The 24,672-nt window shown below is 44.9% G+C and carries 27 protein-coding genes; all 27 read left to right on the top strand.

Going from position 1 to position 24,672, the window contains the following annotated elements:
• Window positions 1–132: 132 nt before the first annotated feature.
• Window positions 133–690: a manganese efflux pump MntP gene (locus tag AC4QJR_RS27175; protein WP_496524839.1), complete on the top strand. Its 558-nt coding sequence runs from the start codon at window positions 133–135 to the stop codon at window positions 688–690.
• A gap of 70 nt (window positions 691–760) precedes the next feature.
• Window positions 761–1,198 carry a low molecular weight protein arginine phosphatase gene (locus AC4QJR_RS27170; protein WP_098571532.1) on the top strand — a complete coding sequence of 146 codons (438 nt, stop codon included), beginning with the start codon at window positions 761–763 and terminating at the stop codon, window positions 1,196–1,198.
• 173 nt (window positions 1,199–1,371) lie between these two features.
• Window positions 1,372–1,818: a ribose 5-phosphate isomerase B gene (gene rpiB / locus AC4QJR_RS27165; RefSeq protein ID WP_098571531.1), complete on the top strand. Its 447-nt coding sequence runs from the start codon at window positions 1,372–1,374 to the stop codon at window positions 1,816–1,818.
• Between the two features lie 49 nt (window positions 1,819–1,867).
• Entirely contained in the window at window positions 1,868–2,434 is a 567-nt protein-coding gene (locus AC4QJR_RS27160) for a TIGR01440 family protein (protein WP_496524838.1), read from the top strand.
• A gap of 283 nt (window positions 2,435–2,717) precedes the next feature.
• Window positions 2,718–3,959, top strand: coding sequence for a serine hydroxymethyltransferase (glyA, locus tag AC4QJR_RS27155; protein WP_496524837.1), 1,242 nt, complete (start codon window positions 2,718–2,720; stop codon window positions 3,957–3,959).
• Between the two features lie 134 nt (window positions 3,960–4,093).
• On the top strand, window positions 4,094–4,723 hold the full coding sequence (gene upp / locus AC4QJR_RS27150; RefSeq protein WP_098571528.1) for a uracil phosphoribosyltransferase: 630 nt from the start codon (window positions 4,094–4,096) through the stop codon (window positions 4,721–4,723).
• 293 nt (window positions 4,724–5,016) lie between these two features.
• Window positions 5,017–7,233, top strand: coding sequence for a S8 family serine peptidase (locus tag AC4QJR_RS27145; RefSeq protein ID WP_496524836.1), 2,217 nt, complete (start codon window positions 5,017–5,019; stop codon window positions 7,231–7,233).
• Between the two features lie 360 nt (window positions 7,234–7,593).
• Complete coding sequence (locus AC4QJR_RS27140; protein WP_098571526.1) at window positions 7,594–7,818, top strand: AtpZ/AtpI family protein; 225 nt, start codon at window positions 7,594–7,596, stop codon at window positions 7,816–7,818.
• Between the two features lie 2 nt (window positions 7,819–7,820).
• Window positions 7,821–8,195: an ATP synthase subunit I gene (locus AC4QJR_RS27135; RefSeq protein ID WP_098571525.1), complete on the top strand. Its 375-nt coding sequence runs from the start codon at window positions 7,821–7,823 to the stop codon at window positions 8,193–8,195.
• 22 nt (window positions 8,196–8,217) lie between these two features.
• Window positions 8,218–8,931 carry a F0F1 ATP synthase subunit A gene (gene atpB, locus AC4QJR_RS27130; RefSeq protein WP_098571524.1) on the top strand — a complete coding sequence of 238 codons (714 nt, stop codon included), beginning with the start codon at window positions 8,218–8,220 and terminating at the stop codon, window positions 8,929–8,931.
• Window positions 8,932–9,006: 75 nt separating this feature from the next.
• A complete protein-coding gene (gene atpE / locus AC4QJR_RS27125) occupies window positions 9,007–9,231 on the top strand; it encodes a F0F1 ATP synthase subunit C (protein ID WP_026568218.1) in 225 nt (74 codons plus the stop codon).
• Window positions 9,232–9,330: 99 nt separating this feature from the next.
• The gene (gene atpF / locus AC4QJR_RS27120) at window positions 9,331–9,861 is read left to right on the top strand and encodes a F0F1 ATP synthase subunit B (protein ID WP_496524835.1); all 531 of its coding nucleotides are present in this window, start codon (window positions 9,331–9,333) and stop codon (window positions 9,859–9,861) included.
• Window positions 9,858–10,394 (top strand): F0F1 ATP synthase subunit delta, encoded by a 537-nt coding sequence (locus AC4QJR_RS27115; RefSeq protein WP_098571522.1) that lies wholly within the window; start codon window positions 9,858–9,860, stop codon window positions 10,392–10,394. The genes atpF and AC4QJR_RS27115 overlap by 4 nt, the downstream gene beginning before the upstream one ends.
• Before the next feature lie 25 nt (window positions 10,395–10,419).
• Window positions 10,420–11,931 carry a F0F1 ATP synthase subunit alpha gene (gene atpA / locus AC4QJR_RS27110; protein ID WP_098571521.1) on the top strand — a complete coding sequence of 504 codons (1,512 nt, stop codon included), beginning with the start codon at window positions 10,420–10,422 and terminating at the stop codon, window positions 11,929–11,931.
• A 101-nt stretch (window positions 11,932–12,032) separates the two neighbouring features.
• Entirely contained in the window at window positions 12,033–12,890 is an 858-nt protein-coding gene (gene atpG / locus AC4QJR_RS27105) for an ATP synthase F1 subunit gamma (protein WP_098571520.1), read from the top strand.
• A gap of 198 nt (window positions 12,891–13,088) precedes the next feature.
• The gene (atpD, locus tag AC4QJR_RS27100) at window positions 13,089–14,510 is read left to right on the top strand and encodes a F0F1 ATP synthase subunit beta (protein WP_098571519.1); all 1,422 of its coding nucleotides are present in this window, start codon (window positions 13,089–13,091) and stop codon (window positions 14,508–14,510) included.
• 21 nt (window positions 14,511–14,531) lie between these two features.
• Complete coding sequence (locus AC4QJR_RS27095; RefSeq protein ID WP_098571518.1) at window positions 14,532–14,936, top strand: F0F1 ATP synthase subunit epsilon; 405 nt, start codon at window positions 14,532–14,534, stop codon at window positions 14,934–14,936.
• A gap of 611 nt (window positions 14,937–15,547) precedes the next feature.
• Window positions 15,548–15,922, top strand: coding sequence for an NADH-quinone oxidoreductase subunit A (locus AC4QJR_RS27090; RefSeq protein WP_098571517.1), 375 nt, complete (start codon window positions 15,548–15,550; stop codon window positions 15,920–15,922).
• Complete coding sequence (locus AC4QJR_RS27085) at window positions 15,913–16,425, top strand: NuoB/complex I 20 kDa subunit family protein (protein ID WP_088090195.1); 513 nt, start codon at window positions 15,913–15,915, stop codon at window positions 16,423–16,425. Before AC4QJR_RS27090 ends, AC4QJR_RS27085 begins: the two co-directional genes overlap by 10 nt.
• Before the next feature lie 3 nt (window positions 16,426–16,428).
• On the top strand, window positions 16,429–17,751 hold the full coding sequence (locus tag AC4QJR_RS27080) for an NADH-quinone oxidoreductase subunit C (RefSeq protein WP_496524834.1): 1,323 nt from the start codon (window positions 16,429–16,431) through the stop codon (window positions 17,749–17,751).
• 3 nt (window positions 17,752–17,754) lie between these two features.
• Entirely contained in the window at window positions 17,755–18,855 is a 1,101-nt protein-coding gene (locus tag AC4QJR_RS27075; RefSeq protein WP_375374600.1) for an NADH-quinone oxidoreductase subunit D, read from the top strand.
• Complete coding sequence (gene nuoH, locus AC4QJR_RS27070; RefSeq protein ID WP_251459519.1) at window positions 18,855–19,859, top strand: NADH-quinone oxidoreductase subunit NuoH; 1,005 nt, start codon at window positions 18,855–18,857, stop codon at window positions 19,857–19,859. The genes AC4QJR_RS27075 and nuoH overlap by 1 nt, the downstream gene beginning before the upstream one ends.
• Before the next feature lie 115 nt (window positions 19,860–19,974).
• A complete protein-coding gene (gene nuoI, locus AC4QJR_RS27065; RefSeq protein WP_251459517.1) occupies window positions 19,975–20,394 on the top strand; it encodes an NADH-quinone oxidoreductase subunit NuoI in 420 nt (139 codons plus the stop codon).
• Window positions 20,391–20,909 (top strand): NADH-quinone oxidoreductase subunit J, encoded by a 519-nt coding sequence (locus AC4QJR_RS27060; RefSeq protein ID WP_098571512.1) that lies wholly within the window; start codon window positions 20,391–20,393, stop codon window positions 20,907–20,909. The genes nuoI and AC4QJR_RS27060 overlap by 4 nt, the downstream gene beginning before the upstream one ends.
• Window positions 20,906–21,220 carry an NADH-quinone oxidoreductase subunit NuoK gene (gene nuoK / locus AC4QJR_RS27055; protein ID WP_026568243.1) on the top strand — a complete coding sequence of 105 codons (315 nt, stop codon included), beginning with the start codon at window positions 20,906–20,908 and terminating at the stop codon, window positions 21,218–21,220. The genes AC4QJR_RS27060 and nuoK overlap by 4 nt, the downstream gene beginning before the upstream one ends.
• A 69-nt stretch (window positions 21,221–21,289) precedes the next feature.
• Window positions 21,290–23,161: an NADH-quinone oxidoreductase subunit L gene (gene nuoL / locus AC4QJR_RS27050; protein ID WP_251459515.1), complete on the top strand. Its 1,872-nt coding sequence runs from the start codon at window positions 21,290–21,292 to the stop codon at window positions 23,159–23,161.
• Window positions 23,158–24,666 (top strand): NADH-quinone oxidoreductase subunit M, encoded by a 1,509-nt coding sequence (locus AC4QJR_RS27045; RefSeq protein ID WP_496524833.1) that lies wholly within the window; start codon window positions 23,158–23,160, stop codon window positions 24,664–24,666. The genes nuoL and AC4QJR_RS27045 overlap by 4 nt, the downstream gene beginning before the upstream one ends.
• Window positions 24,667–24,672: the final 6 nt, after the last annotated feature.

The raw sequence follows: 24,672 nt of genomic DNA, 5'->3' as shown, positions 1-24,672 counted from the left end.
GAAGACGATGGAAAGGGTGTCAGGCACCAATATAGTTGTAAGTGACGAAGGTTCCGCTTTCCCAGCTTGACTTCTAAAATGGTTTGGACGTGCATATGCTTAGTTTAGTTAGTCCAAGGGGGCGGAGTCCGAATGTCTGAGATGATTAGTGAATTGATAACTTTGATGTTAATGGCGTTTGCGCTAGGGATGGATGCATTTTCAGTCGGGCTTGGCATGGGAATGTACAAACTTCGGCTTAAGAAAATATTCAATATCGGCCTAACAATAGGCCTGTTCCACGTTTGGATGCCGCTTTTAGGGTTGCTGGCTGGGAAATTTTTATCGGATAAGTTTGGTGCGTTTGCGACCTTTATCGGCGGTTTTCTGTTGATTTTGCTGGGTATACAAATGGTCTGGTCAACTCTTAAAAAGGGGGACGAGAAGGTCATTTCCCCGGTTGGCTTTGGCTTGTTGATCTTTGCCTTGAGCGTAAGTCTGGATAGTTTTTCTGTCGGACTTACTTTGGGTATTTATGGTGCGAAAACAATTATGGTTATCTTCTGTTTTGGCATCATGGCAACCGTGCAAACATGGTTAGGATTACTGCTCGGCCGAAAGATGCAGGGCTGGGTGGGGGCATATAGTGAAGCGCTTGGCGGCGCGATTCTCCTTGCGTTTGGGATAAAGCTGCTTGCTCCGTTCTTGTAAGGAGGAAATCCTTTGTGTACCTATGGTAAAATCATTACATAAGAATCATGTCAAAAAGGAGGCACACACATTGCAGCGCATTTTATTTGTATGCACAGGAAATACCTGTAGAAGTCCAATGGCGGAAGCGATTTTGAAAAATAAACAAATGGACGAGATTGAAGTGAGGTCCGCAGGAATCTATGCAGCGAACGGTAGTGAGGCATCCACACATGCGAAAAAGGTGCTCGAGGACAATGGGATCGCGCATAATCACCGTTCCAGCTTGTTAACTGGTGTCGAAGTCAATTGGGCCGACCTCATCCTCACTATGACGTCTTCACACAAGATGGCGATTCTCCAGCAATACCCAGAAGTGGGCCATAAGGTCTTTACCTTAAAGGAATACAGCGGGGAAGGCTTCAATTCAGATGTGGTCGATCCTTATGGCGGCTCCCTGGCGATGTATGAGCAAACCTTTCGTGAACTAGATGAATTAATTGACAAGGCAATTGGAAAACTAAAGTAATACTTGATGGAATGCTCTCTTTCTTTAGAAGAGGGCTTTTATTTTTGAACAGGGAACTTTCTATTTCAGCGAGGGTATGTCAAAATAAATCAGGAGAGCGGAAGTGTCCATTTGTTGGTGGGCCTGCGCTGGGACATATATAATAGCAAAAGGAAAACAGGAGGGATTTTTTCATGAAAGTAGCTTTAGCATCAGACCATGGCGGGGTTAATCTTCGCAAAGAAATTGCCAGCCTACTCGTAGAGCTTGGCATTGAATACCAAGATTTTGGCTGTGAGTGCGAAACTTCGGTCGATTATCCTGATTATGCACTGCCGGTCGCTGAAAAAGTGGCGAAGGGTGAATTTGACCGCGGCATCCTGATTTGTGGGACGGGGATTGGCATGAGCATTGCGGCCAACAAAGTAAAAGGAATTCGCTGTGCATTGGTTCATGATACCTTTAGTGCGAAAGCAACGCGCGCCCATAATGATTCCAATATCTTAGCGATGGGCGAACGCGTCATTGGTCCTGGCTTGGCCCGTGATATTGCCCAAGTTTGGCTGACCGGTGAATTCGAAGGCGGCCGCCATGCTGGCCGGGTTGGTAAAATTGGCGAATACGAGGATAAGCACCTTTAATTCACTTAGATCAAGAGTCGAACGCGAAATCTGTTAGGGGGTAAGGCTTATGATTCAAGAAAGTGAAAAAGAGCTGGAAGCAGTTTTAGCAGAATTCAAAAAACAGGCCAATTTGAGACCGGGACAGCTGCTTGTGGTCGGCTGCAGTACCAGTGAAGTGATTGGGGAGCGAATTGGAACCTCTGGTACAGTCGAAGTCGCGGAAATGATTTTTCGCGGCTTGAAAAAACTTCAAGTGGACACAGGGATTGATCTGGCGTTCCAGTGCTGTGAGCATTTAAATCGAGCCTTGGTCGTTGAACGGACGGTGGCAGATGCAAAACACTTTGACGAGGTCTCGGTTGTCCCTGTCCGAAAAGCAGGCGGGGCAATGGCAACCTATGCCTTTGGGGAGCTGGAGGATGCAGTCGTGGTGGAGTTTGTGAAGGCAGATGCCGGAATCGACATTGGCAATACCCTGATTGGCATGCACCTAAAACATGTTGCCGTGCCTGTCCGCGTGACCCAAAAAAAGATTGGACAAGCACCTGTAACGCTCGCCAAAGTACGTCCGAAACTAATTGGCGGGGCGCGCGCTGTCTATGAGCGCAATCAAGAAAACTCGAGCTGCTCATAAAAGACATGGGTGTCAGGCACCATCATTTAAGCTTTTATATACGATGGCAAATTATGATAGAATAATTAGTTTATTACTGAAAACACGAACATTATTGTTATAAAAAATATTTTTATTCGCGAAATAAGGTTAGGGTGCATAGAAACGCTCGCTTTGGATGAAAAAAATAATTAAAATACGAAAAATGTTTCTCTTTTAATTTATGAGTGTTTCATGCTAAAATAAAAAAGAATTTTTGAAAATGTAAATAGTAGTCACTCACATACAAGGGGGATTTTTTGTCATGAAGCATTTGCCTCAAGCGGATGAACAGGTTTTTCAAGCGATTCAAAAAGAATTAGGTCGTCAACGCTCTAAGATTGAATTAATTGCCTCAGAAAACTTTGTTAGCGAAGCAGTCATGGAAGCACAAGGCTCTGTGTTAACGAACAAATATGCAGAAGGCTATCCTAACCGTCGTTATTATGGCGGCTGTGAATATGTCGATATTGTTGAAGACTTGGCCCGCAACCGTGCGAAGGAAATTTTCGGTGCGGAATATGTGAACGTGCAGCCGCACTCAGGTGCCCAAGCCAATATGGCAGTATACTTCACGGTGCTTGAGCAAGGCGACACGGTTCTTGGAATGAACTTATCCCACGGCGGCCACTTAACACACGGCAGTCCGGTTAACTTCAGTGGTGTTCAGTATAACTTTGTTGAGTATGGCGTAGATGAAACAACTCAACGCATCAACTATGATGATGTTCGTGCCAAAGCACTTGAACACAAGCCAAAGATGATTGTTGCTGGGGCAAGTGCCTACCCGCGTGCAATCGACTTTGCAAAGTTCCGTGAGATTGCTGATGAAGTCGGCGCGTACTTAATGGTTGATATGGCGCATATCGCCGGCCTTGTTGCGGCAGGTTTGCACCAAAACCCAGTTCCATATGCAGATTTCGTGACTACAACAACGCATAAAACATTGCGCGGCCCACGCGGCGGAATGATCCTTTGCAAAGAGGAATTTGGCAAGAAGATTGATAAATCTATCTTCCCTGGAATCCAAGGCGGTCCATTGATGCATGTCATCGCAGCTAAAGCCGTTGCGTTTGGCGAAGCTCTTCAAGACAGCTTTAAAGATTATGCAGGCCAAATTATTGCCAACGCTCAGCGCCTGGCTGATAGTCTTCAAAAGGAAGGCTTGCAGTTAGTTTCCGGCGGTACGGACAACCACCTTTTATTAGTGGACGTAACGACGCTTGGATTAACTGGCAAGGTTGCTGAAAAAGTCCTTGATGAAGTTGGAATCACAGTTAATAAAAACACGATTCCATTTGATCAACAAAGCCCGTTCGTAACAAGCGGTATCCGTATCGGAACGGCGGCAGTTACAAGCCGTGGCTTTGCTGAAGCAGAAATGGACGAAATTGCTTCAATTATCGCGTTTACTTTGAAAAATCATGAAGATGAAGCGAAGCTTGAGGAAGCGGCGGGACGTGTCGAAGCTTTAACAGGCAAATTTACCCTATATCCAGAGTATTAAACATCTAAGAATCGGCCTCCTAGCAGGCCGATTTTTTTTGAAAAATCTAACTAGTTATTCTGATTTGCTCATTGGATTGTTTTTCTGTAAAATGAGACGAAGTGTTTGTTAATTTAATAAAAGGGGCGATTATTGTGGCCAAGGTATTCGTTTTCGACCATCCATTAATTCAGCATAAGCTAACTTACATACGTGATAAAAACACAGGAACAAAGGAATTCCGCGAGCTTGTCGATGAGGTTGCCACACTGATGGCATTTGAAATCACAAGAGACATGTCGCTTGAAGATATTGATATCGAAACACCTGTCTGTTCGACGAAATCCAAGGTATTATCGGGTAAAAAAATGGGCGTTGTGCCGATTTTACGTGCAGGAATCGGTATGGTCGATGGAATTTTAAAATTAATCCCAGCTGCAAAAGTGGGTCATATCGGTTTATACCGTGACCCGGAAACTTTGATGCCGGTTGAATATTACATTAAGCTGCCAAGCGATGTCGAAGAGAGAGATTTCATTGTGGTTGATCCAATGCTGGCAACTGGCGGTTCAGCGGTGGAAGCGATTCGCTCTTTGAAAAAGCGCGGCGCAAAACATATTAAATTTATGTGTCTAATTGCAGCACCAGAAGGCGTAGAGGCTGTCAAGGAAGCCCACCCTGATGTCGATATCTATATTGCGGCATTAGATGAGAAATTGAATGACCACGGCTACATTGTCCCAGGTTTAGGTGACGCCGGGGACCGGTTGTTTGGTACGAAATAGGATCTTTCCTGAAAAAAGTCGAGAAATTACTCGGCTTTTTTTGTTTTTCGCTAAAAATTTGATATCTATATAAAATTGAAGCTTATAATAATAGGTCATCGTTGGATTATGAACGACTTCACTCTTTATTGGCGAAGGCTTGATACCTTTTGAGCGAATTCTAGAGTGTAATGAGCGAATCTTAGGAAGTAATGGGCGAATTTAGTGCGTCAATGAGCGAATTTAAAAAATATCCATTTTTGCATACTTTCCCCCCTCAATGAAAACGATATGGAAAAAGGGGAAATCTGCTGATGAAACTTCTACTGGCATTACTGCTAGCTTTTCAAACTCCTAAAATACTCATTCATCCTTCCATTACCGAAAGCATGCAGGAAACCACCGCGATTATTATCCTGGACAAACCGCACACCGACGAGGAAATCCGACAGCTCCTACAACCTTATAAAGGCGTGAAGCTGCGGCGAATATATCACGAGGCACTGGATGGTTTCTCTGTCCAAGGCAGCGCCGCCTCCCTCGCAAAACTCGCAGCGACGAGCCAGAAACAAATCACCAATGTCTCACCGGTCATCCAGTATCAGGCTGAAACCGAGGAGAGTGTGGAGATTATTGGCGGGGAGGAAGTCCGCAGATTTTTCGATAATAAAAATCAACGACTTACCGGAAAAGGAGTCACGGTGGGGGTGATTGATACCGGCGTCGACTATACACATCCGGACCTCAAGCGAAACTATGCCGGCGGCCGCGACCTGGTCGACAATGACCGTGATCCGATGGAGACGCTTGCCCTCGGTAAGGCGACCATCCATGGGACCCATGTCGCAGGGATCATTGCGGCCAATGGAAAAATCAAAGGCGTCGCCCCGGAGGCAAGAATTGTGGCGTACCGGGCGCTTGGACCGGGCGGTGGCGGGACGACGGAGCAAGTGCTGGCCGCGATAGACCAAGCCATCAAGGATAAAGTTGATATTGTTAATCTTTCCCTCGGAAATGATATCAACGGGCCAGACCTGCCGATCAGCCTTGCCCTTAACCGTGCGGTCGACCGCGGCATCGTCGCGGTAGCGGCCTCGGGAAATTCAGGGCCCAATGTGTGGAGTGTCGGCTCACCAGGAACGGCCTCAAAAGCAATCTCGGTGGGGGCATCAACGCCTACCCTCGAGACTCCATATATATCTATAGTAGGAAGTCGGGAACAATTCCAAATTGAGCCGATGGAAGGCTCAGCCACGTGGAATCTCGACCGTTCCATAGACGTAGCGGATGGAGGGCTCGGCCGGCCTGATGAACTGAAACATGTCGATGGGAAAATTGCTCTCATCGAACGAGGCGTCCTAACGTTCACACAAAAAGCAGAAAATGCTCAAAAAGCGGGAGCAAAAGCGGTGCTGATCTACAATAATGTCAGCGGGGGCCGCTTCATGGGAAACCTGGACTCTCAGCTGACCATCCCTGTCGGAGCACTTGCGAAGGGTGACGGAGTTATTTTACAAAAAGAAATAAAAAAACAAACGACCGCGGCAAGGGTGGTGGTTAGCGAAGAACGGGATCAGCTTGCCGACTTCAGCTCGCGCGGCCCTGTGACAGGCTCATGGGAAATTAAGCCGGATATTGTTGCACCTGGGGTCGCCATTAATTCGACGATTCCGGGCGGCTACCTGTCTTTGCAGGGGACGAGTATGGCCGCACCGCATGTCGCGGGGGCCTGTGCGCTAATCAAGCAGGCCCATCCGGATTGGTCCCCGGAGCAGATCAAAGCGGCGCTGATGAATACGGCAATACCACTGGCTAAATCGAGTACGGCAACGAATCCTAGACAGAGTTATTACCGCACCTTTGAACAGGGAGCCGGCCGAATTCAAGTGGATCAAGCAATCAAAACGAGCACACTCGTATCGCCTAGCAGTATGCACTTTGGGAAATTTACCGAGCAGAGTGATGTCCAGAAGGTCTCCCTCACTGTGGAAAATACGGGTTCGCGTACCCAGACCTATTCATTCGATATCCCGCCGCACGTCGATGGACTCCACTGGCGGCTCCCGTTATCGTTTACGCTGGAACCGAAACAAACAAAAGACATCACTGTGGAGTTAACGGTTGACCCGAACGTGTTTATGGGAAAAATACAAGACGGCTTCCTCAAGCTCCATGCAGGGGCCGCAACCGTTCGAATTCCGTATCTCTATGTGTTGGAGGAGCCGAACTACCCGCGCGTGATGGGGTTTGATTTTACAAATGGCGACAAACCTGGGCAGTATAAGTATGAGGTGTATTTGCCGGGTGGGGCAGAGGAATTTGGAATAGCGTTGTTTAACCCAGAGGATTATCGCTTTGTCGGTTTTTTAGATACGATTACCAATGTGAAAAAAGGACTAATTCATAGGGACATACCGAAGGGAAAACTTCCACGGGAAGGATCGTATCTGGTGAAAGTTTTTGCGAAAAAAGCGAATAAAGAGGATTTTCTCGAACGTATGATTACAATTGAGAAAACACCAGATGAATAATCATGCCCATTATAGGGAAAATTCCTTCTATATTTATGTACCATAATAAAAGTTCATAAAATTGTACCATTAGTATAATTCTAAACGTTCACAAAATAGACACAAAATAGGCAAATATCCTTCACAATTTACAATACAATAGGGATGTTGGATAAAGTTCTGGAATGAAAAATAATTCAGCGAATACTTTGTGGTATAATTCACGTAAATTCATTGACATTGACAGGGTGCTATTGTATGCTAACAAAGGGTGTAAATGATAGGGTTTTCATGTAAAAATATCTATCTGAAGATAGTATTTTGGCTATGAATTTTACCATTGCCCGCTTGACTCTCTCTCCAGAGTGAGGATGTGTTTATATGCGTAAAAACAACCGCAATCCATTTCAAGCTATGGCTTTAATGTCCGCAATTGTCTCCCAATTAGTAGGTTCCATTCTAATAGGTATTTTCTCAGGCAGATGGCTGGATCGTCAGTGGGGCACCGAGCCAATTTTCTTAATAATCGGACTGCTCATCGGTCTTGCAGCGGGCACCTATTCCATGCTTTTATCCATCCGCCATTTCTATTCAGGAGAAAAATAACTATGCCAGATTTCAGAGTTATGTACAACAGGCAGCGCAAATGGATTTTTTACTTGTTGTCCATTTATGTTCTAGGCTGGGGCTTCACATCTTATCAAACCGTATTTTTAGGACTGATTCTTGGGACATGCTTCAGTTATCTGAACCTTTGGTTCTTGGTTAGAAAGACGGAGAGTTTTGATAAAAAAGTAACTGAGGGCAAAAAGCCTAAATCCTTAGGGTCGCTCTCGAGAATGGCGATGGCTGGAATTGCCGCGTTAATCGCCTTGAGATATCCAGAGCAATTCAATATGATTTCCTTAGTGGTAGGATTGATGACATCCTATATTGTCATTATGATAGATTATTTTTACCATGCTTTGCATGTACATAAATGAAGCGGAAGCGAGGTGAGTTTACATGCATCATGAGGCTCCAGAGTTTGAATTTATGGGTCTTTGGTTTAATGGCGCAAATATGCTGATGATTACGATTGCTAGTTTAATCGTTTTCTTAATAGCTGTCCTTTCTACACGAAAGTTAGCAATGAAACCCACAGGGATGCAAAACTTCTTTGAATGGGTGATGGACTTTGTAAAAGGGATCATTAACAGCACGATGGACTGGAAAGAAGGCGGAAGATTCCACATCCTTGGAATTACATTGATTATGTATATTTTTGTATCCAATATGTTAGGCCTTCCATTTTCAATCGTGGTTGATGATAAGCTTTGGTGGAAATCACCAACAGCCGACCCAATCATTACTTTGACATTGGCCGTTATGGTCTTGGGACTATCCCACTATTATGGCGTCAAGTTAAAAGGTGCAAAGGGTTATGGAGAAGGGTTCTTCGCTCCGATGAAATTCTTATTCCCTTTGAAAATTATTGAGGAATTTGCCAATACGCTGACTCTTGGTCTGCGTCTATATGGTAACATTTACGCTGGTGAGTTGCTTTTATCTCTATTAGCAGCAGGATTAGCGCACCAAGGTATTGCCGGTACGATCGCAGCGATTCCGCTGACAATGGTATGGCAAGGGTTCTCTATTTTCGTTGGTACGATCCAAGCTTATATTTTCACAATGTTAACAATGGTTTACTTGGCTCATAAAGTGAGTCACGACCATTAATAATACACCGTTCATTTTTATGAACACTATAAAAAAATAATTTATGTTTCATACATTTAAGGAGGAAAAAAAGTAATGACAGGATCAATTGGTGTTTTAGCAGCAGCAATCGCAATCGGTTTAGCAGCAGTAGGAGCAGGTATTGGTAACGGTCTTATCGTAGGACGTACAGTAGAAGGTATTGCTCGTCAACCAGAACATCGTGGTTTACTACAAACAACAATGTTTATCGGGGTTGCGTTAGTTGAAGCATTACCGATTATTGGGGTAGTTATCGCGTTCATGGTATTAAATAAATAATTTTAGGCAAATTTACATTGGCGATGATCAACAAATCTTCGCCATTCATTTATGCGTTTTTTCTATCGTTAAGCAACTCTTGAAAGGAGTGAACCGAGGGTGTTAACAAACAGTTTTGTATTAGCGACTGCTGCGGAAGGCGGCGGCCACATTAATACTGGAGATATCTTCTTCCAGCTCATCGTTTTTATTGTTTTGTTAGCCTTGCTCAAAAAGTTTGCTTGGGGTCCATTAATGGGCATCATGAAACAGCGTGAAGAGCATATTGGTAACGAAATTAGTGCGGCGGAAAACAGCCGTTTAGAAGCACAAAAGATTTTACAAGAGCAGCGCGATCTTTTAAAAGAAGCTCGTAATGATGCTCAAAACCTAATTGAAGGTGCGAAGAAGCAAGGCGATATCCAGCGTGAAGAGATTATCGCAGCGGCCCGCACGGAAGCTGATCGTATTAAAGAATCAGCGAAGCTTGAAATTGAGCAGCAAAAAGAAAAAGCAGTTGCCGCGATTCGTGAGCAAGTTGCGTCCCTGTCTGTATTGATTGCTTCTAAAGTAATTGAAAAACAAATCACAGCAGCAGACCAAGACCAACTGATTAGCGAATATATTAAAGAGGCAGGAGAAGAGCGATGAGCAACTCTATGGTAGCTAAGCGCTATGCGTTGGCTCTTCTAAATATTGCAAAAGAGACGAATTCGCTCGGAGTTATTGAAGAAGAACTTCGTGTAGTGAAGGAAGTTGTACAATACAATCCTGAATTAAAAGCCATCTTAAATTCTTCTAAGCTTTCACTTGAAAAGAAAAAAGAAATTATTAAGACTGCTTTCGCATCAGTTAATGTAAATGTACTCAATACACTGTTGATCTTAATCGACCGCCACCGTGAAGACCAAATCATTGATTTGGCGAATGAATTTTTAGAGCTGGCAAATGAAGAAATGGGCATTGCCGAAGCTGAAGTTTACAGCACACGTGCGTTAACGGATGCAGAACGCGAGGCGATTTCATCTGTATTTGCTGCTAAAATTGGCAAAAAGTCACTAAAAATCGAAAATATCGTAGATTCCAACCTGCTTGGCGGCATCCGCCTCCGCATTGGAAATCGTATATATGACGGGTCATTAAGAGGTAAACTCGATCGTTTAGAACGTAAATTGTTAAGCTAGATTCGAAAGATTAGGGGTGAAACTCATGAGCATCAAAGCTGAAGAAATTAGTTCCCTGATAAAAAAGCAAATTGAAAACTATCAGGCGGAAATTCAAGTAACGGATGTTGGTACAGTTATCTCAATCGGTGACGGTATCGCACGTGTTCATGGCCTAGACAATGTCATGGCTGGAGAACTTGTTGAATTTTCAAATGGCGTTATGGGTATGGCACAAAACCTAGAAGCTAATAACGTCGGTATTATCATTCTTGGACCTTTCACTGAAATCAAAGAAGGTGACGAGGTTCGCCGTACAGGACGCATCATGGAGGTTCCGGTTGGTGAGGAACTTATTGGTCGCGTGGTTAACTCCCTTGGACAACCAGTTGATGGTATGGGTCCAATCAACACTACAAAAACACGCCCAGTGGAAGCAGTTGCTCCAGGCGTTATGGCTCGTAAATCCGTTCATGAGCCATTACAAACAGGTATCAAAGCGATTGACGCCCTTGTGCCAATCGGACGTGGTCAACGTGAATTAGTAATCGGTGACCGTCAAACAGGTAAAACATCTGTTGCTATTGATACGATCTTGAACCAAAAAGGTCAAAACATGATCTGTATCTATGTTGCGATCGGTCAGAAAGAATCTACAGTTCGTAACGCTGTTGAAACACTACGTAAATACGGCGCATTAGAATACTCAATCGTTGTTACTGCATCTGCATCACAACCTGCTCCATTGCTTTATTTAGCTCCATATACAGGAGTTTCAATGGCTGAAGAGTTTATGTATAATGGCAAACACGTATTGATCGTATATGATGATCTTTCTAAACAAGCAGCTGCATACCGTGAGCTTTCCTTGCTGCTTCGTCGTCCTCCAGGTCGTGAAGCATATCCAGGGGATGTATTCTACTTGCACAGCCGTTTACTTGAGCGTGCAGCGAAAATTAACGATACACTTGGTGCTGGTTCAATCACTGCGCTTCCGTTCATTGAAACACAAGCGGGTGACGTTTCAGCGTATATCCCAACAAACGTTATTTCAATCACTGATGGACAAATTTTCTTACAATCTGACTTATTCTTCTCCGGTGTACGTCCGGCGATCAACGCTGGTCTATCCGTATCACGTGTAGGTGGATCTGCACAAATCAAGGCGATGAAAAAGGTATCTGGTACACTAAGACTTGACCTTGCATCATACCGTGAATTAGAAGCATTTGCTCAGTTTGGATCAGACTTAGATAAAGCAACGCAAGCGAAATTGAATCGTGGGGCGCGTACGGTTGAAGTTCTTAAACAAGACCTGCACAAGCCGCTTTCAGTTGAAAAGCAAGTTGCAATCCTTTACGCATTAACACGCGGCTTCCTTGATGATATTCCATTAGAGGATGTACGTCGCTTTGAATCAGAATTCCTTAATTGGTTAGACCACAACCGCAAAGAGTTGTTAGACCATATTACAAAAACGAAGGATCTTCCTTCTGATGACGATATGGCTTCTGCAATCAACGCCTTCAAAAAGACGTTTGCAGTTTCCGAACAATAGGGTCTGACATTTAGTACGGTAAGGTGAGCGGCACTGTGTGAAGATTTCACATGATGCCGCGTGCCTTCCAGACATTCTTTGAAAAAGGGTGGTGAGAACCTATGGCTTCATTACGTGAGATAAAAACTCGTATTAATTCAACGAAAAAGACGAGTCAAATTACGAAAGCAATGGAAATGACCTCTGCTGCGAAGTGGAATCGTGCCGTCGTGAATGCAAAGCAATTTGTTCCTTATATGGAAAAAATCCAAGAGGTAACGGCGTCAATCGCGCTTGGCTCAGGCGGAGTAAATCATCCCATGCTGACAAGTCGACCTGTAAAGAAAACCGGTTATGTTGTAATGACTTCTGACTCAGGACTTGCTGGTGCATTTAACAGCAACGTGCTCCGTCGTGTGAGTCAAACAATTAAAGAACGTCATAAATCGAATGATGAATTCGCGATTATTGCAATTGGACGTGTAGCTCGTGACTTTTTTGTCAAGCGCGGCATGAATGTGGTCCTTGAGACAATCGGGATCCCAGCGCAGCCAAACTTTGCTGACATTCAAGACATAACCCGTGCAACCGTTGGAATGTTTGCTGATGGCACATTCGATGAACTATATATTTATTACAGTCATTATCTAAGTGCGATTTCACAGGAAGTCCTTGAGAAGAAGCTTCTTCCACTTACGGATTTAACGACTACTCAAAAGACGATTTCCTATACATTCGAGCCATCTGCAGAAGAAATATTAGAAGTTCTCCTGCCTCAATATGCTGAGAGCTTAATTTTTGGCGCTCTCCTAGACAGCAAAGCGAGTGAGCACGCTGCTCGGATGACAGCAATGAGAAATGCAACAGATAACGCAAAAGAACTAATCAATCACTACACACTAGTCTTCAACCGTGCCCGTCAAGCATCGATTACACAAGAAATCACAGAAATCGTCGGCGGTGCGGCAGCTTTAGAATAGGACATGTAGTTTCTTTAAAATAATTCTAATCTGGTGCCTGACACCAGTTTAACCATTTAGACTTTGAGCAGGGAACGATCATACCGTTCCCGACTCATTTTGTTCAGTTTAGAACAATGCGCGCGGGCCACACTGAGGTCATTTTTCAAAAATGCTTAGGGGTGGTTTTCGCGTAAGAGTAAGTTAGGAGGGAAAACGATGAGCAAAGGACGCGTTCTTCAGATTATGGGTCCGGTAGTTGACGTTAAGTTCGAAAGCGGTCATCTGCCTGCGATTTATAATGCGTTGAGAATTTCAAGTAAAGCGAGTAATGCTTCCGAAGTTGATATCAACATTACCCTTGAAGTAGCTCTTCATTTAGGTGATGATACAGTTCGTACAATTGCGATGTCAACAACTGACGGTTTAACTCGTGGAATAGAAGTTGAAGATACTGGTGCACCAATTTCGGTACCAGTTGGTGATGTGACTCTTGGTCGTGTATTTAACGTATTAGGAGAAACAATTGACCTTGATCCTGCAATTCCAGCAAACGAGCGCCGTGATTCCATTCACCGCGAAGCACCAACATTTGAAAACCTTTCTACTCAGGTAGAAATTCTTGAAACTGGTATTAAAGTAGTAGACTTACTTGCTCCTTATATTAAGGGTGGTAAGATTGGTCTATTCGGTGGTGCCGGTGTAGGTAAAACGGTATTAATCCAGGAATTAATCAACAACATCGCACAAGAGCACGGTGGTATTTCCGTATTCGCTGGTGTTGGTGAGCGTACACGTGAAGGTAATGACCTTTACCACGAAATGACGGATTCTGGCGTTATCAAGAAAACAGCGATGGTATTCGGACAAATGAACGAGCCGCCAGGCGCACGTATGCGTGTTGCTTTAACTGGTTTGACCATGTCTGAGTATTTCCGTGATGAGCAAGGACAAGACGTGTTGTTCTTCATGGATAACATCTTCCGTTTCACGCAAGCAGGTTCTGAGGTTTCCGCGCTACTTGGCCGTATGCCATCAGCGGTAGGTTACCAGCCAACTCTTGCAACTGAGATGGGTAAATTACAAGAACGTATTACATCTACAAACTTAGGATCAGTTACATCAATCCAAGCGATTTATGTACCAGCCGATGACTATACGGATCCGGCTCCGGCTACAACATTCGCTCACTTAGATGCAACAACAAACCTTGAGCGTAAGCTTTCTGAGATGGGTATTTACCCAGCAGTGGATCCTTTGGCTTCAACATCTCGTGCTTTGTCACCTGATATTGTTGGCGAAGAGCACTACAATGTAGCCCGCCAAGTTCAATCAACATTACAACGTTATAAAGAATTACAAGATATCATCGCGATCCTTGGTATGGATGAACTTAGTGATGATGATAAGTTAACGGTACAACGTGCGCGTCGTATCCAAGTATTCTTATCTCAAAACTTCCACGTTGCTGAGCAGTTTACTGGCCAGCCAGGTTCTTATGTACCTGTAAAAGAAACGGTTCGTGGTTTCAAAGAGATTCTTGAAGGTAAGTATGACCACCTTCCAGAAGATGCGTTCCGTTTGGTTGGACGTATTGAAGATGTGCTTGAGAATGCAAAACGCATGGGCGTTGAGGTCTAAACTGAGCCTGGAGGGTAAAAAATGAAGACGATTAAAGTCAGTATTGTTACTCCCGATGGCCCGGTGTATGAATCAGATGTAGAAATGGTAAGTACCAAGGCAACAAGTGGTGATTTAGGGATTTCCCCTGGTCACATGCCGTTGGTTGCCCCGCTGGAGATTACTTCTGTTCGTCTTAAAAAAGGCGGTAAAACGGATTATGTTGCGATCAGTGGTGGATTTTTAGAGGTCCGTCCTGATCAAGTGACGATTTTGGCTCAATCAGCGGAACTTGCTTCTGAAATTGATGTGGAACGTGCCGTAAAAGCGAAGGAACGTGCAGAACAGCGTATGAGAGATCATCAAGCTGAGCATACCGATTTCAGACGTGCGGAGCTTGCTTTACAGCGTGCCATCAATCGCCTCGCCGTATCGGAAAGAAGATAATAGTATAGATAAAACCCCTTTGGCGGCAATTTTTCCGAAATTGTTGCTGGAGGGGTTTTTTTGGTTGTGATGTATTCTGGGGAATCTTTCTAAAAATAGGGATTTTAAAAGGTATTTCCCGGAAATTTGAATAGTCCATTGACCGTCTTGTTCAGCTGGACTGGTGCTCGATATTGGATTATTTGCATGAAATGGAAGCTTGTGAATATGATGGTAGAGGGACATGTTACTTGTTTTAGAAAAATTGCTTTTTTAGAAGAATAAAAGGGATATTTGAAAAAGAGAGATGAGATATACGCTTTATGACAAATCTCACTGACATTGTTCACATTTTGTTGTTAAATAGAGGTTGTTGTCGAATTTATTAGGTGTTTGACTGGGGACTTCTAGTTGGCACGTTATCTTCCGCTCAAACTGCACTTGCAAAATTCCCGCTTGAAGGTCTCTTTTGGCAGCGACCACTTAAGAGCCTTTCAACCGGGAATTTCGCGGCGGATAGAATCCCAATTTTTATGAAGGCGGCTTGTCGACATGGGTTTGTAACAATGCTATAATGAATTCGGTTACAATATTTACTAGTATGAAAATTTACAACATTGGAGGGGATAGACATGGAACTTCTAAATGTATATCAGAATAATTATCTGATTGTTTTTGCATTTCTGTGTCTTGGGGTGCTGCTGCCTGTGGTGGCGTTATATTTAGGTAAGCTTCTGCGTCCTCATAAACCGAGTGAGGCGAAGTATACCACATATGAGAGCGGTATTGATCCATTTCACGATTCCCGTGTACAGTTCAATGTCCGCTATTATATTTTTGCCCTAATGTTTGTTATTTTTGATGTAGAAACTGTGTTTTTATATCCTTGGGCGGTGGCCTATGATAGATTAGGGATTTTTGCGCTAATCGAGATGTTAATTTTTGTTATTATGTTATTAATTGGCCTTGTGTATGCCTGGAAAAAGAAGGTGCTACGATGGAATTAAAACTAGATGGCATTTCACAACAAGAAATGGCAGAGTTACAGCGAAATGTATTTATGACTACGCTAGAGCAAATTAAAGCTTGGGCCCGGAGCAGTTCGATCTACCCAGTGACATTTGGTCTGGCTTGTTGTGCGATTGAAATGATGGGTGTGGGTGGAGCAAACTATGATTTGGACCGTTCAGGTTCGTTTTTCCGGACGTCGCCGCGTCAGTCGGATTGTATGATTGTGTCGGGCACCGTGACAAAGAAGATGGCGCCAATTTTACGGCGATTATATGATCAAATGCCCGAGCCAAAATGGGTCATTGCGATGGGTTCTTGTGCAACAGCAGGTGGGCCGTATGTAAAATCTTATTCAGTCGTTAAGGGAGTCGATCAAATCGTTCCTGTCGATGTATACATACCTGGATGCCCTCCAAACCCAGCCGCTTTAATTTATGGAATCAATAAATTAAAGGAAAAGATTCGCTATGAAGCGAAGACTGGGAAGAAGGTGATCTAACCAATGAGTGGGGAAAAAGATCTGGAACAGTTAAAGAAGGAAGCGGTTGCGAAGGCAAAGGCAGCGGCGGCAGCGAAACGAGCAGCGAAGGCTGCTGGGGAAGCGGCACCCGCTCCAAAGCACGAAGAAAAGCCGGCCGAACCAGTTAAAGCTGAAGCTCCAGCTCCAGCAAATGACGCAGATGATCTTGCGAAGAAAAAGGCAGAGGCTGTTGCGAAGGCGAAAGCGGCGGCTGCAGCGAAACGGAAGGCGATGGAGCAAGGCGGCACTTCAGCTCCAGCGGAAGATACCACGCCAGCAGAACCATCAGAACCAGCAGCGGACGATAGCGATGATCTCGCGAAGAAAAAGGCGGCAGCGGTGGCAAAAGCGAAGGCTGCGGCCGCAGCGAAGCGTAAAGCGATGGAGCTTGCCGGTGGAGAAGCTCCGGCCGAAGAAGCGGCGCCAGCGGAACCAGCAGCAGAAGATGGCGACGACCTTGCGAAGAAAAAAGCAGCAGCGGTAGCGAAAGCGAAGGCCGCGGCCGCAGCAAAGAAAAAAGCGATGGAACTTGCCGGTGGAGCCCCAGCCGAAGAAACCGATGCTCCAGCTGGTGACGATGCCAAGGCGAAAGCGGCAGCAGCGGCCAAGGCGAAAGCAGCGGCGGCGGCCAAAGCAAAGGCAGCGGCGGCGGCAAAAGCCAAAGCAAGCGGTGCAGGTGCAGACGCAGCGGGTGGCGATGACGAGAAAGCAAAAGCGATTGCGGCCGCAAAAGCGAAGGCGAAAGCAGCGGCAGCAGCCAAGGCAAAAGCCGCAGGTGCGGGAAAAGCGGATGACACGGCAGCACCAGCAGCTGCAGAGCAGCCATCACCAAACCAGCCATACCTAGACAAGTATGTGAGGGTCATAACTGAGCACCTAGGTGCAGATGTTTTAGAAGATTCTTATATTAATAAACTTTCTAAGGATGTTCCCACCCTTGTGGTGAAGCCTGATACCTATTTCAAAGTAGCTCAATTTTTAAAGTACAATGAGCAGTTAGGGTTTGATTATTTATCAGAACTTCATGGGACAGACTTTGTGACACATATGGAAGTATATGTTCACTTATACTCATACAAAAATCGTCAATCGGTTGCTTTTAAAGTGAAGATTGACCGCAGCGAACCAACAATCGAGTCCTTGCAGCCGCTTTGGGCAGGGGCAGAATGGCCTGAGTGCGAAGCCTATGATTTACTTGGAATTAAGTTTCCAGGACATCCGGACTTACGTCGTATCCTGCTTGGCGAAGATTGGGTTGGCCATCCACTGCGCAAAGATTACGAGCCGTACGACGTGGAGGTGTAACCAATGATCAGAACAGAAGAAATGATTTTAAACGTCGGTCCTCAGCATCCAAGTACGCACGGAGTGTTCCGTCTCGTCGTTAAAATTGATGGGGAAATTATTACCGAAGCAACGCCTGTCATCGGTTACTTGCACCGTGGGACAGAAAAATTAGCTGAAGACCTGCAATATACGCAGATTATTCCATATACAGACCGGATGGACTATTTGTCCTCCATGACCAATAACTATGTCATCTGTCATGCCGTCGAAACGATGATGGGGATTGAAGTGCCTGAGCGAGCTGATTTCTTGCGCGTGATTGCGATGGAATTGAACCGGATTGCCAGCCACCTTGTTGCCTGGGGAACTTATATCCTCGACCTTGGTGCAACCAGCCCGTTCATTTATGCTTTCCGTGACCGTGAAATGATTATCAATATGCTGAATGAATTATCAGGGGCACGTTTGACCTTCAACTATATGCGCGTTGGCGGTGTGAAGTGGGATGCACCTGAAGGCTGGATTGAAAAAGTAGGCAGCTTTGTTCCTTACCTGCGCGGACAGCTGAAAGGCTATCACGAACTGGTTTCCGGCAATGAAATCTTCCTTGACCGGGTAAAAGGCATTGGCAGGTACACGAAGGAAGAGGCGCTCCAGTATTCCTTGAGCGGGCCGAATCTTCGCAGTACCGGCGTAAAGTGGGATCTCCGTAAAGATGAACCATATTCTGTCTATAATCGTTTTGAATTTGATGTGCCAACTTCAGAAGAAGGCGATTGCTTGGCCCGCTACCATTTGCGCCTGGCTGAGATTGAACAATCCTTGAATATCCTTGAACAGGCCGTGGAACAATTCCCAGCCGAAGGACCAATTTTAGCGAAAGTGCCGAAAATCATAAAGGCACCTAAGGGAGAGGCCTTTGTCCGAATTGAATCACCGCGCGGAGAGATTGGCTGCTATATTTATAGCGACGGTAAAAAAGAGCCGTATCGCTTAAAGTTTAGAAGACCGTCCTTCTATAACCTGCAAATTCTCCCGAAACTATTAAAGGGTGAAAATATTGCAAACATGATCGCTATTTTAGGGGCAGTGGATATTGTCCTTGGGGAGGTTGACGGCTAATGATAGAAGAATTGCTCCAGTCAAGTCCGGGTTGGGCTAACTTTGGAATTTTCTTTTTACTCGGCGCTGTCTTGCTTTTAATTGTATTAGGATTCGTTACCTACGGAATTTTAGCAGAGCGGAAAGTCTTGGGTTACATGCAGCTGCGTCATGGTCCAAACCAGGTCGGCGGTAAATGGGGACTCTTGCAAACCGTTGCTGACGTTCTCAAGCTGTTACTAAAAGAGGACATCATTCCGAAAGCAGCTGATAAACCATTATTTATCATTGCGCCGGTCATTGCCTTCGCACCTTCGTTTATGGTGCTGGCCACGATGCCGTTCACGGATGCCTTTCAGTTCGCTGATATCGGTGTTGGATTACTTTACTATATCGCAGTGAGTGGATTAACCACCTTCGGTATGCTGCTTGGCGGCTGGGCCTCGAATAACAAGTACGCCCTTTTAGGAGGCATGCGTGCATCTGCCCAGATGATTTCCTACGAAATCCCGTTAGTTATGTCGGTATTAGGTGTCATCCTGTTAACAGGAAGCTTAAATCTAAATGATATGGTCGAAGCACAAAAGCATGGCTGGTTCATTCTTTTACAGCCAATTGGCTTTATCATCTTTTTTATTGCTTCGATTGCCGAATTAAACCGGACACCATTTGACTTGCCGGAGTCGGAAAACGAACTTGTTGCTGGATACCACGTCGAATATACTGGATTCCGCTGGGCCTTCTTTATGCTCGCAGAATATGTGTATTTATTCGCAATGTCTGCCTTGATTACCGTCGTCTTCCTTGGCGGCTGGCTGGCGCCATTCAGTTTCTTGGACTTTATCCCAGGTGCAGTCTGGTTCGCGGTTAAATTCAGCGTCGTTGTCTTTGTTTATATTTGGCTGCGGGCCACCTTACCGCGTTTCCGCGCCGACAAACTCATGGAATTCGGCTGGAAAGTCCTCCTGCCAATCGCACTAGCGAATATATTCTTAACTGCATTAATTAAGTCACTATTCTTTTAATGGGCTTTACTGGTGCCTGACACCAAGCAAGGTGTAGACAGTAGAAATGATGGCAACACCATAAATGGTGCCTGACACCAATAACAATCTTTAAAATGTAAAAGGGGTGAAAAACGTGCTTGGATTAGCAAAAGGCTTGAAATATACCCTTAAGAACTTGACGCGCGAAAAGGTTACTTATGATTATCCAAATAAGCCGATTCCACTGCCAGACCGGTTCCGCGGGATTCAAAAGTTTTATCCGGAGAAGTGTATTGTGTGTAATCAGTGCATGAATATCTGCCCGACGGATTGTATTAATTTAACGGGTAAAAAGCATCCGGACCCTGCGAAAAAAGGGAAAATCATTGATACCTATGATATCAACTTTGAAATTTGCATCCTTTGTGACCTTTGTACGGAGGTATGCCCGACAGAAGCAATCATCATGACCAATAACTTCGAGCTCGCTGAATACAGCCGTGACATGTTATTTAAAAACCTAGAATGGTTAGATGAAAACGATGAAAACATACGGCAGGTGAATAAACCATGACCATTTCGGGGGAATTCCTCGCATTTATGGGGCTCGCACTTGTTGCCATTATCGGCGGTGTGCTGCTTTTAAACCTTACCAAGGTTGTGCATATGGTCGTTTCACTGATCTTCACCTTTGTAGCAATCGCTGGTATTTACGTAGTCCTGTCCGCTGAATTTGTGGCCGCAGTGCAAATCTTAATCTATTCCGGTGCCATTACAATTATTATGCTATTTGGAATCATGTTAACGAAGCATAATGATGAACATGAACCGAAAACAGGCAAATGGAGAAAAATCCTTGTTTTCTTAGGGATTGTCGGCTTTGCGTTTGCCGTTTATCTTGGGATTTACGATTTCAATATCGAACAGGTTCCGACCACATTGCATGAAAATAACACGATGCAAATTGGTAAAGCACTTTACTCAAAATACATCATTCCATTTGAGTTAACGTCTGTTTTACTATTAGTCGCCCTAGTTGGTTCGATTATCTTAGCGAAAAACGAGAAGAAGGAGGCGGATGATAAATGAGTTCCGTTCCCGCTTCAGCCTTCCTGGCACTAGCACTCATTTTGTTTTGCATCGGTTTATACGGTGCACTGACAAAAAGAAATACCGTAATCGTCCTGATCTCGATTGAATTAATGCTGAATGCCGTGAATATTAATCTTGTTACCTTCAGCAAATATGGAATGGCGCCGTCGATCACGGGCCAAATCTTCGCTCTGTTCGCCATCAGCGTGGCAGCAGCGGAAGCAGCCGTTGGTTTAGCAATCTTAATTTCGCTTTACCGCGCTAGAAAAACCGTCAACATCGATGAAATGGACACAATGAAAAACTAGACACAAGAAATTGTCTTTCAACAAAATTCGAATGATGATGTTTGTATCATTCGAAAGGGGATAGTGATAATGATGGAGAATGCATGGCTCATACCGCTTTTCCCGCTATTATCGTTTTTGATCCTTCTTCTTTTCGGGAAGCGACTGAAGGAAGCAAGTGCCTATGTGGGGATTCTTCTCACGCTGGCATCACTTGTCTACTCGATTTTGGTTTTATTCGAGCGCTTCAAAGAGCCGACCTATGTCACGAAATTCGACTGGCTCACGATAGGAGATATGCATCTAACAGCGGGCTTTGAAGTGAATCAATTAAATGCATTAATGCTGTTTATCGTATCGCTCGTAAGTTTCTTGGTACATACCTACTCCAAAGGTTATATGCAAGGAGACGAGCGGTTTCCGGTATTCTATGCCTATTTAGGATTATTTACGTTTGCAATGCTTGGCCTAGTTATATCGCCTAACCTGCTGCAAACTTATATTTTCTGGGAACTTGTCGGTGTCGGTTCCTTCCTATTAATCGGTTTTTATTTTTACAAAGACGAAGCCAAAGCTGCAGCTAAAAAGGCATTCATCATGACCCGGATCGGGGATGTAGGCTTATTTATCGGCATGATTCTGCTATTCTGGGAAACCAAAAGCTTTGAATATAGTGAAATTTTCGCGGCGGTTGATGCCGGTGCGGTGTCAGGCACCATGATTACCTTAACCGCAATCCTAATTTTCATTGGAGCGGTTGGTAAGTCAGGTCAGTTCCCGCTCCACACGTGGCTTCCGGATGCGATGGAAGGTCCAACGCCAGTGTCGGCGTTAATCCACGCGGCGACGATGGTTGCGGCTGGGGTTTACTTGGTTGCGGCACTATTTCCATTGTTTGAGGCGAGCCATACGGCACTCCTTACGATCGCTGTGATTGGTGCATTTACGGCAATTTTCGCCGCAAGCATTGGTCTTGTGCAAACCGATATCAAACGGGTACTTGCGTATTCAACGGTTTCACAGCTTGGCTACATGATGCTGGCCCTAGGATCTGCGGGCTATGTGGCGGGGGTATTCCACTTGATGACACATGCCTTCTTCAAGGCGCTTCTGTTCTTGGCAGCTGGTTCTGTCATTCACGCGGTACATACTCAGAACATCGAAGAAATGGGCGGACTTTGGAAAAAGCTCAAGCTTACTGGACCGCTATTCCTAATTGGAACACTGGCAATCAGCGGTGTCCCAGGGCTTTCCGGATTCTTCTCAAAAGATGAAATTTTAGTTGCGGCATGGGAAGGCGGACATCCAGTTCTCTTTTTCTTAGCCCTTGCGGCGGCCTTCATGACAGCATTCTATATGTTCCGCTTGTTCTTCCTAGTCTTTACGGGAAAAGCACGCGGCAACCAACAGCATGTCCATGAATCGCCATCCAATATGACCTTACCAATGGTCGTTCTTGGCGTTTTAGCCATTATCGCTGGTTACGTCAATACACCTTGGTTCGGTACATTCCTCGGCGATTGGCTCGTTGATGGCAACGAAGCGTTGGCACACCAAGGCCACGTGGAAGGGCCAGCTTGGATTATGATTGCAGCAACGGTCGTTTCCTTAGCAGGAATTTTCCTTGCCTACTTGATGTACAACAAGCGTTCCATCGCCCGCGACTGGTTAAGCGGATCGGGCGATACGCTGCATACGATTTTATTAAACAAGTATTACGTTGACGAGTTTTATCAACTGACAGTGGTAGCCTTCACAAAAGGTGTCAGCTACTTCTTACGTTTCATTGATGTGTTCCTTGTTGAAGGGCTCGTCAAAGGCGTGGTCGGAATTGTTCAAGGACTTGGCGCCGCAGGGTCGAAACTGCAATCCGGACAGGTTCAAACGTACGGTGCGGTGGCCTTTGTCGGACTCGCGGTTCTCGTCGTCATCTTTGCATTAACAGGGGGGTACTTACGATGAATTTAACATCTGTTCTTTCACTCCTAGTATTCTCCCCTTTACTAGGTATCGTGCTTTTAGCGTTTATGCCGAAAACGGCAGAAAAACCAATCAAAGCGGTCGGCTTTCTAGCGACATTGCCGGCCTTGCTGCTTGCCCTGGCTGCTTACCTTCATTTTCAATTTGGTAAGGATCTAGCCGACTTTGCGGTTACAGCCAAATGGATCCAATTCCATGGGATCAATGCACCTGAACCATATTTTTCCGTTTACTATGAACTTGGCTTAAGCGGTTTTCAGCTTCTGCTCGTTGTCCTGACAGCGGTAGTTGCGACGCTATCGGCGATTGCCGCAGCAAAGTTTGTGAAGAAAGAATGGAAGGGCTATTTTATGCTGTTCCTGCTCCTAGAGATAGGAATGCTTGGCGTGTTTACGGCCGAAAACTTAATTCTGTTCTTCATCTTCTTTGAAATCACGCTCATTCCGACCTTCTTCTTAATCGGAAAATGGGGTTATTTTGAAAAAGAAAAAGCAGCCTACAGTTTCTTAATTTATAATGGACTAGGTTCTGCGATTCTATTAATTGTGATTATGATTCTTTTTGCAAAAACAGGATCAACCAATATTAACTATTTAACCGAATTAATGGCGAATCCAAAAGCACCGCTTTCTAGCGATCTGAAAATGGGCTTATTCATTGGCTTCTTGCTAGCGTTTGGCGTCAAATTGCCGATATTCCCATTACACAGCTGGATGTTAAAAGTCCACGTTCAAGCACCGCCATCCGTGGTTATGATTCACTCAGGGATTCTTTTGAAAATAGGTGCGTACGGATTAATTCGTTTTGGAATGGGCATTTTTCCCGGGCAATTCGGGACTCTTGCGACGCTGATTGCCATCCTAGGAGTGATTAATCTTCTCTACGGGGCGTATCTAGCGTTCATTCAAACAGATTTTAAAATGGTTTTAGCTTATTCATCGATTTCCCATATGGGAATTGTGCTAATCGGACTGGCTGCCATGAATGAGGCCGGGATTCAAGGGGCGATTTTCCAAGTGATTTCGCACGGATTGATTTCCGCGCTGTTGTTCTTCTTGGTCGGCGTCCTGTACGAACGCACCGATACGTCACTTATCGAAAATCTCGGCGGAATGGCGAAGGGCATGCCGATTGCAGCTGGCTTCTTGTTGGCTGGCGGGATGGCGTCGCTTGGCTTGCCAGGGATGTCTGGATTTATCAGTGAGTTTATGGCCTTCCTCGGTCTATTCAAAGAAATGCCGGTGATTGCAGCGGTAGGTACGCTCGGCATTATTATGACGGCGGCTTACTTGCTTCGCGCGGTTTTAGGAATCACATACGGCAAGGCGCACCGTGAATTTACAGGCATCCTTGATTTGAAGGGCGTCGAATTCGTGCCTGTGCTGGTACTTATGCTGTTAATCGTAGTAATTGGTGTTTACCCAAGTGTCCTAAGCGCGCCATTAAAAACTACACTTGAAACCATCATGCTAGGGATAGGAGGGTGATGAAGG

Source organism: Neobacillus sp. BP17 (assembly GCF_059579525.1).
Note: the sequence above shows the minus strand (reverse complement) of the source record. Positions and strands in the feature narration are given on the sequence as shown.